Below are 17,259 nucleotides of genomic sequence, written 5' to 3' on the forward strand. Positions count from 1 at the left end.
CAATGGGAGTATCTGAGCCGTTACGTCACCGACGGTCGCGCCCCTATCGACAACAACGTCATCGAACGCGACATCAGGCCTTTCTGCACAGGCCGCAAATCCTGGCTGTTCAGTGACACGGTCGCTGGAGCGAAGGCAAGTGCAATGGTCTACAGCCTTATGCTCACGTGTCGCGCGTGCAACGTCGAGCCGTACGCTTACCTGCTTCACGTGCTCACCGAACTGCCTCAGCGAGCCCCGGATGCCGACATCACGGACTTGCTGCCGTTTAACTTCGCCAAACGGCACACGGCTGTGCTGCCATCGCCCTGAACGACCGAGCGCATAGCTTCGGCAAGACCGTCAAAGTGTGGCGAATTGAGCGCTTACCCTTAATCAGGCCACTGAGAGGATCGCCCTCGATCGGCAATGCCGATGCCGGAAGCGACTGCGGCAAGGCCCGAAGCTTTTCAGGGTTGGCAAGTAGCGCTGGATCCAGCGGATAAGCCCGGATCGTGAACATCGAGGTTAGCCGCTTGGAGAGGAAGTCGACCAAGGTTTCGGGCCAGACTGTCAACTTGGGTGAGGGCGCCGCGCCGGCAGCCTTGGCAGCTACGGCAGCCGCAGCTGCTGCGCGCATGGCATTGGCTTCGGTGACCGCGGTAATGAACTCTTTAAACAGCGCCTTCATGTCTTTGGGCTCGTAGCGCAGTCGCACTCCCAGCCGCCCGCCGGTCCAGTCCATGAGCGGGACCAAATCTCGGACCCGGTGGACCTCGTCCTCCTTGACCTGCAGCCACAGATCCAAGGCCGGCAGCGCTTGCACCCAGGGATCCAGGGTGAGGTCAGTCGCGACACCCTCCAGGTTCGCCTGAAGCCACGTTTCGCCAATGTCCACGAGCGCTGGCAAGTGGCACAACGTGAAGTCGTGGATGTCAAACGGACAGCGACGAGGCGTTAGGAAGCGCCGTAGGGCCAACATAGCTGACGTCTTGCCGCTGTTGTTCGCGCCGACGAACAGCGTTGTCTTGAGCGACAGATCCACGCGAGCCGACAAGAGCTTCCTGAAATTCGCGATCTCAAGGAATTCGATATGCATTTCGCACCATCCCCTCTGCATGTAATTTTTGTAACGTTAACCGAAGCATGACGCAACTGATAGCTGGGGGCGAGGCCTCGGAATCAGTTCAGTTGCGGTTCTCGCCACAGGTCAACGTCTCGTATCGAACCCAGCGAACATTTGAAGCCAAGAATCGAGAGACTACATCCAGTTGCGGATTCAACCCGTCGATGCAACACACTTGAGGCTGCGTAGCAGGTTATCGTGCCTCGCATCGCGACCGCGCCTACGCGAGTGAAGTCATGGCCCGATTCGCGGCGGAATTCATAGTAGCGCTTCACCCCGCGCCATTCGAGCGTCAGAAGCGTACGCCCCCGTTCAGCGGCAGCCTCGACCAGACGAGCATATGCAACATCGGGCTTGCGATGTATACGTGTCGGAGAAGTACCTTGGCTCATTGTCTTCAGAACTGAGCGGTCACCTGAAAACCGAGCGTCACACGTGCCGTCGGAAAACCTGACGGCTTGTAGACAGGCGTACCCGCGAAGAGATCGTACGCATAGGAGCCGAATCGCGTGCCGACACTCCCCTTCACGCCGATCACAGCACCTGCCAGTTGCGTGCCGACGAGTGCGATCGGCTGCGGCCCCCATACGCGGCCATAATCGAGCCCCGCATAGAGCGCCTGCCCCATCTGCCCAATCGGCGCCTGTAGCTCGTTGCGCCAGTAAAAGCCACGTGCCGCCGCCAGCATCGTCTCGCCGTCGAAACCCCGAACCGTGTAGCGACTGCCGATCGTCAAGTCATCGATGTAGTACAGCGTGTTTCCGGTGTACTGGCCGTGGAATGTGCCGACATAGCGGAATGGCTGCTTACCGATGGCGAACGGCACCGCCAAGTTCGCGTCGAGCACCGCCATCTTGAAGCGATAGGTCGGCCCGCCACCCTCCGCCAACGCATCGTGCTGAGCCCCCAACCCACCGACGCCTTGACGATATGCAAGCGAGCCGTCGAACTGCGCGCTGCCGAAATAGTGGCGATCGGTCAGGCCGAGCTCGATCATCGTGTTATTGCGGCGCTGCTGCGAGATCTCGGTGTCCTCGATAAAGCTTTGGCCGAAACGACGCGACAGGCGAACGTATGCACCGAACACATCGTTCTGATTACGCGACAGCACGCGGGCCAGCTTGAAATCGACCGTCTTCGAGTTGCCGCTCGCGATGAATGTCTGGTTCACGCCGGCGATCTGCTGGTAGTACGTGTTCGTGTAAGCGGACAGCGTGGCCGTCCAGTAGCCCCATGGAATTGAGTAGAAGCCGTTCCAGCCGTGCGAACCGAGACGCTTGTCGCCGAATTCGAGATCCTGGCTCACGCCGACGTTGAAGGTGTCGTTTAGGCCGAGCGGGTTATCGATGCCGACCGACAAGTTGCCTTGCAGCTTGCCGGTAGCACGCGTGCCCGAGTTGTCGATCGATGCGACGACCGTCCACGGCTTGCCGCGCTTCACGTCCAGAACCACGTCGCTTTCACCGGGCAGTTCGCCCGGAACGATCTGCATCGTGACGTCCTGGCTCGATACGCGTTTCATCTGCTCCAGACCTTGCTCCAGGTCGCGCAGATTCAATACTTCACCATCGCCGGTCGGGAATGCAGTTTTCCATGTGCCGCGCAGCTTTTCATCTGAGAAACGGATGCGCCGGATCGTGCCGGGAATCAGCGACAGTTTCAGCGTACCGGTCGACAGGTCTTGTTCGGGGACGAGAACGCGCGTGGTGACGTAGCCGCGCGCCAGAATTGCCTGAGACAGCCCCTTGACCAGCACGTCAATGCCTTGCTTGCCAACGCATTGGCCCGCGTAGTGGTTCAGCCAGTCGCGCGCAAACGCGAAGCGATCCATCGGCAGCGCCGACGCACCTTGTGCCTTCACTGCATCGGGCAACGAGCTAGGCACGTCGAGCGTCAAGCGGTCGATACGGAAACACGGCGCTTCGACGGGAAGCGCCGGATACGCTTCGACCTTCGGCACGTCGGAACGCACGGAAGGGCTGCGCACCGTCGCCTCCCGTTGCTGCGCATCACGTTGCTGCTGCGCTTGTCGATCCTGCTCCGCGTTCGCCCTCGCCACCGCAGCTTGATCAGCAGGCGTAGGGACCTGCTGCGCCTGCACCCCGGGCGATACCAAGGCTATGACCGGCAAGGCCACTAACCGCTTTATCATATCCATCTAAATTTTTTTACAGTAATTATCGCGGCTTTCTATCCCAAACCGATCGAGTTTTCTTGAGGCTCACTTCCGTTAAATTCCGATGCGTGTAGAAATCCAGAAACATTTCCAGCGCCACCGATATATCGCGACACACCGTTCGATCATCCCACTCATGCCCCAAAAAGCTAGTGGTTCCTCGAAATGGTGCATCACCCGGCTCCCACCATTCGCGCCGTGCCGTTTTCTCAGTCGGCGGGGTTACAGGATCATAGACAAGCCGACATTCCCCAGGATGGGAATACATCGCCAGAGAATCTCCTAGCAAGAGTCTATCTACATCCTCGCGAACGGCGATCGTCAGCGTGACCGTTCCACCGAATTCAAATACACGTCGAATCCACTGCTGGACCTCCTCCCACGAGGCCTCCTCACTACTGAAGGAAGATAATTCTCCAGAATGTTTGCTTGCCGCTTTCAAACGAATAACATTTTTCAAAATTTCGCTCCTTGAGTTTCAACCAGCTTATTTCCGCTGCCTCTGACCCATTGCGAAATCGATCCATCGGCCCCGTTAACTACGGTGAGCTTACTTAGGCCGGCAGCGTCGGCCATCTTAACGAGATCAGATTGGCAATAGTCACACGGCGCCAACCCTCTAACTACAATCGTCATAGGTTGATCTTGCGTCAATCCCGCGTTATATGCTTGCTGAATGACACCGATCTCCGCGTGGGCCTCGCCGTAGATTCCGTTCGGGTCTCCAGGCGCTACCAACTTTGAAATAAGCGTAGGTTGACTCGGGTCAGAAAATCCAACTCCGCGTGCCGTCTGATTGACATCATAGAACGATCGCCCACCAATGCTTGCATCAGCCGTCACCTGAACCGGCGCGGATGCTCCGGGTAATGTCTTACCAATCAGAGGATCAATCGACTGAGCCTTCGCAAGATCGACCGCAAGAGGCTCAGCAGTGGCGGCATTCGCCGTTCCGCCCGATGTGACCGGCTTCGGTACATCCGCGATCGACTGCGAAACAACGTCCGACACCCCAGCCGCGACCCGCCCGGCAATCGCCTTAACAGCGCCGGTTGCTAATCCACCGCCCATCGTAGCAATAACGGCGTCCGCAACCGGATGGACTGATGCAATCGCATCGGGTGATGTCCCAGCTTGCTGAATCAAGTCATGCGCAAATCCAGCCACCTGTTGATTGGTCGGGCCGTTCGGATCAACGTAATATTGCGATCCGATCCCGGCCGTCTGTGGCGTTTGTCCCGGGGCGAGTGCATGTGCTGTTCCCCCCGGTGTACCAAACAACGTCGAGTCATTGAATTGAGCGCTGGTCGACTGGAACGTCTTGACAGTGCTGCCATCCGCAACGATTGGACCGGTCGTCCCCGAAATCGTATAGCCGGACATCTGACTGATCGCCTTCTGAGCAATCGCCAGATTCTGCATAAACGTATCGAGAGCTTGCGAGTTACCAGACGCCTTTGCCGCCTGCACCAACTGAATTTCGTACTGCGTAAGCTGTGTCTGTGCCTGCGCGTCTACCTTCGCGCCTGCCGCCAACGTCAGCATGTTGGTCCAGTAGTCCGCCAGCGTCGCTTGATCAGCCGGTGTCTTGCCGTTCGCCGTCGCGATCCCCTTCGCCACAGTGGAAATCATGGTGCGTTCTTGCGGGTGCAGTTGGCGATTGAACAGATCCGCGCTCAACGCACCATTTGCGCCGCTCATCGCACCAGCCGAGCCGCCCAGCAAACCGCCCGCCGCCGCACCAGCCAGCCCCGATGCCGCATTCGCCAACAACGTGCCGCCCAGTGTATCGCCGAGCGCGTTCCCAACGGCGTTGCCTGCCATGTCACCGGCTACCGTGCCAGCGACCGCCCCGGCCACATTTCCACCGCCCATCGCCGCACCGATTGCGGCTATACCGGCGTGTGATGCGATCCGGGCTGCGCCATCGTTACCCCACAAAGCTTCCTGCTGTTGCGCCGCCGTGAAATCGGCCTGCGCCTGTGCCATCCCGGCTGTATCTCCGGTGGCACTAGCATTGGCGTATGCCAGTCGGGCCTTGGTTTCGTCTGCAATTGCCTTGTTCTGCAGCGCGTTCGCGACATCCCCCACCACCTGCATCCCAACTTGGCCGACCGATTGCTGGACCGCCATGTCGTTCTGCACGTTCTGCGCATTGAACGTGTTCTGTACCGCACCGTTCGCATTCGCCGTGTCGCGGCTCAGCCCAGCAGTGCTGTCGTGTCCGGTACCCGTGTCACCGCGTACCGTGATCTTCCCAGGACTGACAGCCGCATAGGTCGTCCCCGACGCGTCGCTGCTCGTGCCAGCTGCCGAGAATCCGCTCGGCCCCAGGCCCTGCGAATTCAGCGCTCCCGTTGTGTTGTTAGCGCCCTGCTTGACAGGCGTATTGAGATTCACGCCGCCCGGCGTGCTGTTCCCGAATCCACCGCTCGCGCTGACGCCCACCGTATCGCCCGAGTAAGACGCGTGGTTCTCCAGATTCGAATAGCCAAGCGTCTGCGTCGACAAGCTGTTCTTATCCGGCGTCGCCGTGCTGGCGATCACGCCACCGTCGAGCTGCGTATGGTTCCCAACGTTCACGTTATACCCGCCGGTACCCGCATAGATGCCGCTTTGCTGGTTCACCGATTGATAGTTCGCGTTGATGTTCTGCTCGCTCGCGCTCGCGCTGCCGCTGACCGTCTGGCCATAGCAGAACGGCGGCACGCAAATACTTGCCTGGAATCCGGCGCTCGATTGCTTGCTGTCGTAGGTGCTGGTGTCTTGCTGGCTCTGGACGTTCAGGTCGCGCCCGACACTCGCGTTGATCGTATTGCCCGACACCTCGGCTCCACGCAAGTTCGTATCGCGTCCGCTCGTAATCGACAGCGTATCGCTCGCGTTAATCTGCGTATCCCGATTCGTCACACTGTTACCGTTCGCATGGCCGTGTGCCGTGCTCGCGCCAAGCTCAAGCGTGAAACCATTCTGCTGTCCACCGAGAGCGGCTCCGACACCGATACTCCCGCTACTGCTACTGTTACTGCTCGATTGCTGGCTCGTATCCTTCGCGCTCGTCAGGTTGATGTCGCGCGCCGCGCTCAGCTCAACGTGCTGCGCGCTAATCTGCGTCCCGCTGGCATTGATGTCACCGTCGGTCGCAAAGCCATTTGCATCCTTGGCTCCGCTCCCCGTTGCAATCAGCGTTGCCTTACCGCCAGCGTGCAGCGTGCTCCCGTCGTTGGCGGCCGAGCTCGATTGCGCTTCGCTGTGGCTGGTACCGCCGCCAATGCTGACCGTCGCCTTGACCAGTGCCTGATTCGTTGGCTGCCCGTTACTCAATGCACTACCAACTTGATATGCGTTGTATGCGGCAAGTCCGGCCTGTGCCTTGTCGAGCGCCGCCAATCGCGAGTCGCCGCCGCGCGCCGGCTGGCCAAACGCCTGGTTCGCCTGCGCGATTGCATTGCCCACTGCACCACCAAGCGCAACACTGACGCCGAACTGGCTCGAATCCTGACTCATGCGGCTCTGTGTCGCGTCCGTTCCCGGATCGAGATTCAAGTTCTTGCCGATCAGCGTCAAATCCTTACCCACACTCAGGTCGGAGCCTGCCACCGTAATGTCCTGCTTCGCATCGAGCGTCACGTTGCCGTTGCCGCTCACAATCTGGCTGCGCATCGTGCTCTGCGTTTGCGACGACGTGTCCTGCACGCTATGGCTATTCGCCACACCGACCGAAAAACCGGTCGCCGTGCCGTTGCTACCGAGGCTGCCAACCTGGTGGCTACTCGATTCCTGGTGCGTCACGTTGGTTTCGAGCCCCGCCAGTACATTGATCGCGCCCTGCGTAGCGACGAGATCGACGCCCTGCGTTCCGCTGATGCCCGACCCGACGACGTTAATGTCGCCCGTCTTGCTCTTGATGACAACGCTATTGCCAGTGACCGACGACGCCGTTTGCTGGGTCATCGTCTGGCTGCCGTCCGAATTGCTCCGGCTCGCGTTGTACGGTGACGGACTGTTCCCGCCACTGTTGGCCGTGCCGCCGATCCAGCGAGCGACGTCTCCAAGGCTCGGCGTCGACAGTAGCGCGAGGCTCGTGCTGGAACTGCTCGACGACGTACTCTGCCGAAGCTGATCGGTCGACGCCTGCAACGTCACGTCGCGGTTGGCATCCAGCGTCGCCGTACCGCCAGCGCTGATCGCGGAGCCAATCACGGCAATATCGCCGTCCACGGTGTTCCCATTCGCATCTTTCTGCGCACCGCCGGTCGCTTTCACGGTCACGTTGCCGCCGCCACGCACCGTGCTTCCCGCATTCGTCAAACTCGACATGTCGGTCGTACTGCTGCTACGGCTCCGACCGTACGTCACCGAAATCGACGGCACATCGGCCGCACTTGCGCCGATTTCGGTCAGCACCGATTGGCCTCGCTGGAAACCGTTGCCCGAGGACGCATCCGCTTTCAGGTTGCGCACCGTATCAAACGGCGTACCAGTGACCGCCACCGTCAACCCGCTCGAACGCGCTTCTTGCTGATCGTGCGATTGCGCACGGTCCTGTCCCGAGTCGATCGTGACGTTCTCGCCAGCAATGCTGATGTTACCCGTCGCGCCCTTGACGTCGCCCACCGCCTTGCCGGCGACCATATCGCTGCCGCCGATATGAACGTCCTTGCCAGCCGACACCTTCACGTTGCCTTCGACGCTGCCGACAGAGCTGCGTGATTGGCTTTGCGTCGTCGAAGTTGCGTTATATCGATCGCTCTTTTCGCTCGATCCGATCGTGATACCCAGACCACCCGAGCCGGACAGGCCCGAATGCTTCTCTTGGTGATACTCGTTGTCCTGATACGTGTTGGTTGCTGCAGTGATGTTGACATTGTCCTTGGCCGACAGTGCCACATCGTGCGTCCCGACAATGGAGCTACCGGTGACGTTGATGTCTTTCCCGCTTACGACCGTTACGCCGTCGGCCGAGATCGTGCTGCCATTGGCATACGTGGTGGTCTGATCAACCCGGTTTGTCGCGCTCGCATGACTTGCGACGCCACCGTGGTCGTGCGATTCGTCCATGTTCGACACATGGGTTTCGGTCACCGCGCCGACGTTCACGTTGCCGACTGCCATCAGGCCCACGTTGCCCTGATCAAGCGAGATCGTGCTTCCGATGACGTTGATGTCCTTGCCTGAAGCAACGTTCACGGTATTGCCGCTATGCACCGCCGTGCCAACCACGGTCTGGTCGGACGTGTGCAATGTTTCCGAATAGCTGCCGTGGTGGTCGCTACCCGAACTGTTGCTGTCGATCGTCGAGGTCGTGCTCGCCGCGCCAAGCGTGACATTCCCCTTGGCGGCGATCGTGCCCCCGTTGCCCAGGTTGATTTGCGCGCCGGCTGCGGTCAGATCGCCACTCACCCCGATCATCGACACGCCACGAATATTCACCGCACTCCCAACCACACCGTTGATGTCGGTATTCGATACACCATTCGCGCGCTGCACGATCTTGTGTTCGCCGACTTGCTGCGTACCGAGGTCGTAGTTCCCGCCAACAAGCAGGCCGAGATTCCCGCCAACTGTCAGCGCACCCGCATGCTGTTCAAGGTTGCCCCCGGTGATGATCGCCGCGTCGCCCTTGACGTCGAGTTGCGCAATCGGCCCAAGCGTCGTCTTGACGCTCGTCGCACCGTCGCGGCTTACCTGGGTGTCGGTATTCACCGCGCTATTGAGAATGAGATCACCGCCTGCGTTCAGGTTCAAGCTACCCGCCTTGACCTTCGCCGATGTGAGATCGACGTTGCCATCCGTCTTCAGCGACATAAGGCCGCCGCTTTGCAGCGCACCGAACGCGTTGTCGATCTGCTTGCCTTGAATCGACAACGAATTGTCCGCCTTCAGCGTGCCGCTGTTCGTGAAGTTCTGCGCGTCCTTCAGATCGATGTCGGTGGCGGTGATCAGCGGACCATTGACGTTCTGCTGGTTCGCCTGTGCCAGATACACGACCGGCAGGAGCACCGACTGACCGTCGACCACGCGCGTTTCCATCATGATCACGTTACCGGTCAGCTTCGATACCTGCTCGGAAGACAAGCTCGCGCCCAGCGGCAGATCAAGCGACTTCTCCAGCGCTGCACCCGCCGCCATCAACTGCTGATACATCGTCTGAAGATCCGTGTACGGACCCAAAACCGCGCGCCCCGTCAGCGCCGTCACCTGATTGCGTACAAGCTGCTGTTCATAGAAGCCGTCACCCAGGCGCTTCGGAATGTGGGTGAGGTCAACCCCGATCTGACCGAAAAAGTAGTCGCTCGAAATAAAGTTCTTCTGGTTCGTGAACGCCGGATTCGTCTCGATCACGTAGCTCGCATTCGGCGACGGATTCGGTCGGTACAAGCCACCCTGCGGAATCGTCAGGTTGTTCAGCACGTTCAACGCGGTCGCACTTGCAATGATCCGATCGACCGGTGTTGAGGCGCCGCCATGCACCGGCGCCGCCGACTGGGCGCCCGCGCCCGCGATCGTTCCTCGAACGGCGCCACCAGTCGTTGCCGAAGCCGTTGCATTACCATTGAGCGTGGCAGGCGTCACGGTCGCCCCCGGCCCCGTCGCTGCGCCATTGAGCGAGACCGGCGTCAAACCCGTGACCGATTGACCGGGCAGCAACCCAAGCGACGGAAGCGATGCGTTGCCTGCGGTATTGTTGATGCTCACGCCCGTGCCGGAAATCGTGCCGTTCGAACCCAAGGTCGAATCGTAGCCCGGCAGCTTGTAGGTCTTGACGTCTGCTGGCGCAGCTTGGGTGTAGCCCCCCGGATTGCCCGTCACAAATGGCGCGTTGCCAAACGGCAATTGCCAGTTATATTCGCTGCTATCGTAATTGTTGTAGTGATACTGGCCCGAGTACGTCACCGTTACGGTCGGCGCCTGCTGGCCGGTAGCCGCCCAACCATTGGCATCGTAGGCATGCGGCATATCGACATTGCCAACCGCTGTGATGCTACTCCAGTAGTTTTGCAGGGTGCCGGTCGATGAGGCATCGATCTTGCCGCCCGACACGATTTGCGCAGTCGGGCTCAATGCCGTGACCGTGTTCCCCACAGCCGTTCCAGTGTAGGTCGTGTAGAAGTACGCGCTGTTCCACTGGCCGCCGTGAGGCGGCTCAATGTACATACCGCCCGGCTGGGCGATGATGGCGGCTGTTATGGCCGGTGTGATGTTGTCGGATCGGAGACCGGCGATCATCTGCCCCCCGTTCATGCAATTCACCGCGAAGTACGATGCGCAACCTGACAAGCTAATGCCGTATTGCGCGAGGGCCGCCGGATCGACGTTACTCGTGCTTCCCGAGGTGCTCATCACACGACGCGTGCTCGTCACCTTGTCCGCGTGCAACTCCATATCTCCGCCAGACTGAATCAGAGCGGATACGTTGTTGACCAGTGCCGCATTCGTATAATTGCCGCTCGCGTCCTTGCCGCCCGCTAGCACGACCTTACCCATCCCGAAAATCGCCGTCGTCGGCATCGAATCGGCCGCCGTCGAGTCGTCACGGTTTTCGATGTCGTGCGCGAGAATTTCAAGCTTGCCATTGCTATCCGATGCACCAATCAACGCCGTCGGCCCAACGTTCGACACCGTGCCGGTTGCGTTGAGCGAGACGCTACCGCCCACCAGCGACCCGGTATTGGACAGGTTGCCCGATTGCGTATGCAGCAGCCCACCGGCCGACAAGGCGCCCGAATTGACGATATTGGCCGCGTTGATGGTCAGGCCATTGATGGTTTGAAAACCCGCGTTGTTGGTGAACGTGCCGGGCAGCGCAAAGGTAAGGTCGTTACCGACGTTGAACTGCGTACCCGGCGTTGTCGTGTAATCGCCTTGCAGGTTCACGCGTACATCGTGCGCTGCGCTATACGCGCCGCCGCCTTGCAGTGTCGGAGCCGTGATCGTCAGGTCGCGCGTGGAGCTGATTTGCCCGTTCGTGTTCGTGATTGCGGCGCTCGCTGTCACATCTACGTCGCCGCTCGAATTCGCAACGCTGCCGATTTTCCCGCCGCTGTTGTCCAAGGCCGCCGCTTGAACATGGAGGCTCGCGCCGCTCAACTCCCCGCCCTGCGCGTTCGAAATCGATGTCGCGCTGATCGTGACGTCGCCGTTACCGGTGATCGTGCCCATGCCCGACACGTTGCCCGCGTGGCTGTTCGTGATCCGGCTGCCGCCCTGCACGGTCGTCGCGCCCGCGCCGAGATCGGTAATGGCCCCGTCGGCATTGTTGATCGATCCGGAATGGACCGCGAGCATACTCGTGTCGCCGGCCGTCGTCTGACCGGCCTGAACGTGCCCGGCCTGGTTCACCAGCGCGCCGCCGTTCGTCAACGACAGAGACGCGCCCGCACGCACCAGCCCTCGTACGTTGTTCACGTCGCCCGCCACCGTCGCCCTCACGCCGCCCTGTGCCGCGAGAATGCCGTTCGAGTTGTCCCAACTGCTCGCGCCGACAACCGCCTGCCCCTTGGTAACAATGGTCCCGCCGGCATTGTTCAGCGCACTCGCGCCATTACCCGGCGCGATTGTCAGCGTCCCGGTACCGGCATGCGTGATCGTGCCGCCCGCATTGTTCAATTGGCTAGCGGCCAGCGTCAGGTCCGTACTGTTCGTTTGAATCACGCCCGCTGCGGAGTTGTCGAGCGAGCCGCCGACGTTGACAGCCATGGCCGACGAGCCATATTGCGTGATCGTCCCGCCGTGGTTCGTCAAGTTCGGCGCGGTCAACGCAAGTCGGTTGGCTTCGAGCTTGCCCCTGCTGTTGTCGATCATCGAAGCGGCTGTCACGGACAGGTTGGACGCGCTGACCGATCCGCTCTGGTTCGTCATCGAGCCCGTGTCGATCGACGCGTTCGTGCTCGCGCCAATCTGACCGCCGTCGTTCGTCAGCGTGCGGCTGGAAATACCAAGGTCCGCACGGGACTGCAGCTTGCCGTTCGTATTGTTCAACGCGCTGCCGACCGTCGCCGTCAACCCCGATTTGCCGTTGATCAACCCCGATGTATTGTTTAGCGTGGCCGAATGCTCCACGACGCTACCGTTGCTTGCAATCGATCCACCAACGTTCGATACCGATCCCGTCACGTTTCCAAGCGTCAGCGTGCCGCTGCCGGCATGCGTAATCGTGCCGCCATCGTTCACGAGTGAGGCAGGCGAAAGCGTCAGGTCCGTACTGTTGGTTTGTAGCGTACCGCCATTCGAATTGTCGAGCGTGCCGCTGACGTCGACAGCCATGGCCGACGAGCCAAGTTGCGTAATCGTGCCGCCGCGGTTCGTGAGATTCGACGCGGTCAACGCGAGCTGATTCGCTTCGAGCGAACCGTCATTGTTGTCAAGCGTCGAGTCGGCCGTCACCGACAGGTTGGGCGCAACGATCGAACCACCCAGGTTCGACATCGCGCCCGTGTGGATCATCGCGTTCGCGCTTGCGCCAATTTGACCACCGTCGTTCCTCAGTGTGCCGCTGGAAACGGCAAGGTCCGTACTGGACAACAGCTTGCCACGCGTGTTGTTCAATGCGCCGGCGATCGTCACTGTCACCCCGGCTTGGCCATTGATCGCCCCCGACGTGTTGTTCAACGAACCGCTTTGCGCGACGACTCGCCCATTGCTCGCGAGCGAGCCGCCGACGTTCGAAATCGAACCAGTGCCGTTGCCAATCGTCAGCGTGCCGGTACCCGCATGCGTAATCGTGCCGCCATCGTTCACGAGCGAAGCCGAGGTCAGCGTAAGGTCGGTGCTGTTCGTCTGAATCACGCCGGCTGCCGAGTTATCGAGCGTGCCGCTGACGTTGACAGCCATGGTCGACGAGCCATATTGCGTGATCGTCCCGCCGTGGTTCGTCAGGTTCGGTGTGGTCAACGCGAGTCGGTTGGCTTCGAGCTTACCGCCGCTATTGCTAAGCGTCGAATCAGCCGTCACCGACAGGTTGGACGCGCTGACCGATCCACCCAGGTTCGTCATCGAACCCGTGTGGATCATCGCGTTCGTAGTCGCGCCGATCTGGCCACCGTCGTTCGCGAGCGTGCCGGTAGCGATGCCAAGGTCCGTATTGGACAGCAGCTTGCCGTTCGTATTGTTCAGCGCGCTACCGACCGTGGCCGACAGGCCAGTTTGGCCGCCGATCGAGCCGGACGTGTTGTTCAGCGTGGCCGATTGCGCCACCACGCGTCCGTTGCTCGCGATCGTACCGCCGACGTTCGACACTGATCCCGTGCCGTTGCCGAGCGTCAGCGTGCCGGTGCCCGCATGCGTAATCTCGCCGCCGTCATTGACCAGCGACGCGGGAGCGAACGTCAGGTCGGTACTGTTGGTTTGCAACGTACCGCCGTTCGAATTGTCCAGCGTGCCCGACACGTTCACGCCCATCGCGCCGGTGCCGATCTGCGTGATCGTGCCGCCGTGATTCACGAGGTCGGTCGCGTTCAACGATACCTCGTCGGCCTTCACGGCGCCCGCGCTATTGTCGAGGGCCGTGCCGGTCAGCGCTGCCGTCTGAGCGACGATCGAGCCGCCGCTGTTGATCAGACGCGCACCCGCATCGACCGCCACCTTTTGCGTAGCCTGCAACGCGCCACGGCTATTGTCGATCGATTGTCCCGAGACATGCAGATTCGTACTGGACGTCATCGTCCCGTGGTTGGCAACGTTGCCGCCGCGCACGGTGACGTCGCCGTTGCCGCCGATCACGCCGCCCTGCGCGCCGTTTGCAGTCGTGCCCGCTGCGTTGGTCAACTGGCCGCTGGTCGTCACGGAGAGGCCGTCGCTGTTGAGCGACGTAATCCGGCCCGCCGTGTTGTCCAGCGACGCGCCGGCCACCGTCATGCCAGCCGCGCTTTGAACGGTGCCCCGGTTGTTCGCGATTGCTCCGCCACGCACGTCCGCCGTGCTTTCGGATACGAGTTCACCCGACTGGTTGGCGATCTGGCCGGCGACGTTGACCGACAGCGGCCCCTGCGACGACACCTTGCCGCCCTGGTTCGACAGACTGCCGCCGGTCAGCGTCGTGCTGTTGCCGCTCGACAGGCTGCCGCGGTCGTTGATCACGGTGCCCGATGCGTTCGCCTGAATGGCGCCTTGCGCGCTCGTCGTCGCACTCGACAGATTCACGTCGCCGCCCGTCGCGTTCAGCGACAGATTGCCGTTCGCGGCCGTCTGGCTGCCGGCGAGATTCACACTGCCGCCCGTCAGCGATGCGTTACCGCCCGCCACATTCTGCCCGGTCGCGGTCAATTGGCCCGACGCGGTCAGGTTCAGGTCGCCGCTGCGCGCGACCGAACCATCGTTGTTCACGCCCGCCCCGAGCGTGCCGGTCGAGTTGACGCTGTCGGCGTTGACCGTCGCATTCTGCTGCGCCGCGAGCGTCCCGCTGTTCGTCAGATCGGCTGCAGTGTTCGCCGACAACGATTGTTGCGCATACGTGGTGCCGCTATTCTGGATGCCGCCCGACGCCGACATCGCGAGGTTGCCGCTTGCCGTGGTCTTGCCCGCGAGCACGAGCCGGCCGTCCGATTGCAACGTCAAATCGCCTGCCTGCGCCGCGATCGTCCCTGCGTTCGCGACACCAACGCCTGCGGAGTTGCCAACCAGAAACACCCTATTGGCATACATGCCGCCTAGTTGGGCTACGTCGATCGCGACGGCAGGAGCAGGGCCGTCACCGGCGATCGGCGTCGCGGCAAGCGTGTCGTGATTAACCTGGTTCGTACCGGCGATTACATTGAGATTCTTCGCATAGATCGCGGCATTAGCCTGTACGGCACGGGCGATGATGTCAGTCTGATCAACACTCGAGGTATCGAGGCCCGCGCCTTGCACGGTTACGAGGCCGCGATTGACATTGAAGCCCGTCAGCGATCCGTCCGCGCCAAACTGCGGCACGCCAGTTGTCAGGACCGCGCGCGAGGTATTAATGAACCCGCCGCCGTCCACGACGATACCGGCAGGGTTGGCCAGCACGATCTCCGCGCGGCTGCCCGCGATCTCCACATACCCCTTGATCTGACTGGCCGCGGTGCTGTTGACCTGGTTGACGATGATGCGCGCCGCCTGCCCCGCACTCAGGTTCGGGTTGCCGTTGATATAGCCGGCCTGCTGCGTGTTGACGATCGTCGACGCGTTGTTGAGGATCGCGCCGTTCTTCTGAACGTCGAACTGGTTATAGGTGTTCAGCGACACGCCGGCAGCGCTCGGCGTGTTGATGTTGACTTGCGGCAGGCCGTTGGGTGTCTGCACCACCGCGGGCGCGTGAGGCCCGCCGCCGACGATCTGCGCATTCGCCCAGATCGGATTCGCGCCGGCTGCGACCAGCGCGCCGAATGCAGTCACCCGTAACGCGAACTTCGCTGCCGGATGCTTGCCGCCGCGCTTGGCGAAGCGGCGAGTCTCGCCCGTATTTGTTTTCCCCGTCCGGCTGGCCGTCTCTTCGACGGCAACCAACATACCCCGTACGCGGCTGTACACCAGCCGATATTGGTTCTTGTTCATGATTTTGGTCTACTCGCGATTTTTTGGTTTCGATCCGCTCTCACGGCATCGAACATCGCTGGAAGCTAATTGAAACGTAGAAAGTCAGCGTCAAAGAACGTCAATCGTTGCCCGGTTGAAACAGTTCGTTCGCGCCGAAGCTCCAACACGGGCGCTCGCCCCGCTCCCCCGACCGTGGCAAGTTACATATTGCGTCGTCCGCAACTATGGCCGCCATTGTAATGGCAATCCGCGCGAATATTACCTCACCCATCACCTCAAAAATCCCTGACAGAATTGCGAGGGCGAATTGGCGCACAAAAGATAATCAACTTTCTTTCAACCACATATCACCTTCCTGAGCCTGGCCAGCTATTGCCGCTCCGTCGATGCATTTCCGCGTCGGCGCACTTCGCTCAGGAGTTTCCGTGATCTCTGATCCCCCTACCTTTGTGCTGATCGGGCTGGGCCTCGCGCTCGTCGCCATGTTCGCGGTGGGTTTCTATTGGCTCGCCACCAAGGACCGGCCGACACGTCGGCACGCCCCCGTCGCTCCCCCGCCAACTCACAGCGCAGCCGACCCGCGTTCCGTCGACGTCGACGAATTCGATGAATGGGAGGCGTTCGCGCCGTACCCCGATCACGTTGTCCACGCCGCACATGAAGCCAGCGCCGAATCGAGCGATAGCTATCCGCCGTTCGGTCAGCGCGAACAACGCGCCTACGCATCCCCTGGGACCGAGGCTCGCCACGACTTGCACAATGCGATTGAATCGTTGATGGGCGAGCCGGACAAGCCCGCTCCGGCGCCGGCAAAGACCACCGCGCCGTCGTCACCCAATCCAGCAATCCGCTGTCCGCGTTGTCTGTCCTCGCGTATCGACACACGCAATCGCGCCCGCAAAGCTGGCAGCACGATCGGCAGCGTTGCAGGGGCGACGGGTGGCATGGCCGCCGCGCTCGCTGGCGCGGAGACCGGTGCGGTCGTTGGCTCAATCGCCGGACCACTCGGCACGGTCTTCGGCGGGCTCGCCGGTGCGGTAATTGCCGGCCTCGTCGGCAGCGCCGCGGGCTGCGCGGCCGGATCTGCTGTTGGCGCAGCAATCGATGACAACGTGCTGGACAATCACCACTGTCTCGCCTGCGGTCACGCGTTCAGTACCGCGCAGAACTAAACGGTTCACCTCACTTCCCTCTCGCTGTTCTCCCCTCAATTCTCTTTCCGTCCGGCGCTCGCCGGACTGTATGCCCTCGTCTTTATTCAAGGAGCGACCATGCATCTCGTTCAAACAATGGCTTACGTCGGAGCCGAACCCTGGCACGGCCTCGGAAACAAACTCACCCCGAAACACCCGCTCGAAGTCTGGAGACGCGCCGCCGGCATGGACTGGCGGATCGAAGAAGCTGAAGTGCGTTTCGTCGCCACTGGCAATCGCACCCTCGGCTCGATTCACGCGTTTCCCGAACAGAAGGTCTTGTA

Annotated in this window: 6 protein-coding genes and 1 pseudogene; 3 read left to right on the top strand and 4 right to left on the bottom strand. The window is 61.2% G+C overall.

The window, feature by feature from the left end:
- Positions 1–312, top strand: a 312-nt coding sequence (locus tag AC3IFE_RS14900) for an IS66 family transposase (protein WP_489190955.1), incomplete at its 5' end; no start/stop codon positions are given.
- On the opposite strand, the gene AC3IFE_RS14905 is transcribed toward AC3IFE_RS14900, so the two are convergent.
- From AC3IFE_RS14905 to AC3IFE_RS14920, 4 genes are all read right to left on the bottom strand, one after another.
- Positions 269–1,078, bottom strand: coding sequence for an AAA family ATPase (locus AC3IFE_RS14905; RefSeq protein WP_489190956.1), 810 nt, complete (start codon positions 1,076–1,078; stop codon positions 269–271). The two genes, AC3IFE_RS14900 and AC3IFE_RS14905, sit on opposite strands and share 44 nt — an antisense overlap.
- Positions 1,079–1,502: 424 nt before the next feature.
- On the bottom strand, positions 1,503–3,257 hold the full coding sequence (locus AC3IFE_RS14910) for a ShlB/FhaC/HecB family hemolysin secretion/activation protein (RefSeq protein WP_489190971.1): 1,755 nt from the start codon (positions 3,255–3,257) through the stop codon (positions 1,503–1,505).
- Positions 3,258–3,282: 25 nt separating this feature from the next.
- Positions 3,283–3,741 (bottom strand): DUF6911 family protein, encoded by a 459-nt coding sequence (locus tag AC3IFE_RS14915; RefSeq protein ID WP_158683444.1) that lies wholly within the window; start codon positions 3,739–3,741, stop codon positions 3,283–3,285.
- The gene (locus tag AC3IFE_RS14920; protein ID WP_489190957.1) at positions 3,738–15,800 is read right to left on the bottom strand and encodes a hemagglutinin repeat-containing protein; all 12,063 of its coding nucleotides are present in this window, start codon (positions 15,798–15,800) and stop codon (positions 3,738–3,740) included. The genes AC3IFE_RS14915 and AC3IFE_RS14920 overlap by 4 nt, the downstream gene beginning before the upstream one ends.
- Before the next feature lie 407 nt (positions 15,801–16,207).
- On the opposite strand from AC3IFE_RS14920, the gene AC3IFE_RS14925 reads away from it, so the two are divergent.
- Positions 16,208–16,954, top strand: a complete 747-nt coding sequence (locus AC3IFE_RS14925) for a hypothetical protein (RefSeq protein ID WP_489190958.1) — start codon at positions 16,208–16,210, stop codon at positions 16,952–16,954.
- Between the two features lie 99 nt (positions 16,955–17,053).
- Positions 17,054–17,259, top strand: a pseudogene (locus AC3IFE_RS14930) (DUF932 domain-containing protein); the annotation flags it as partial.

The sequence above is a fragment of the Burkholderia sp. APQ4-4ca genome, assembly GCF_057837105.1.

Excerpts from the sequence above, each read along its gene's own strand:
- AC3IFE_RS14910 (WP_489190971.1), bottom strand. The coding sequence starts at position 3,257 with ATGATAAAGCGGTTAGTGGCCTTGCCGGTCATAGCCTTGGTATCGCCC.
- AC3IFE_RS14905 (WP_489190956.1), bottom strand. The coding sequence starts at position 1,078 with ATGCATATCGAATTCCTTGAGATCGCGAATTTCAGGAAGCTCTTGTCG.
- AC3IFE_RS14920 (WP_489190957.1), bottom strand. The coding sequence starts at position 15,800 with ATGAACAAGAACCAATATCGGCTGGTGTACAGCCGCGTACGGGGTATG.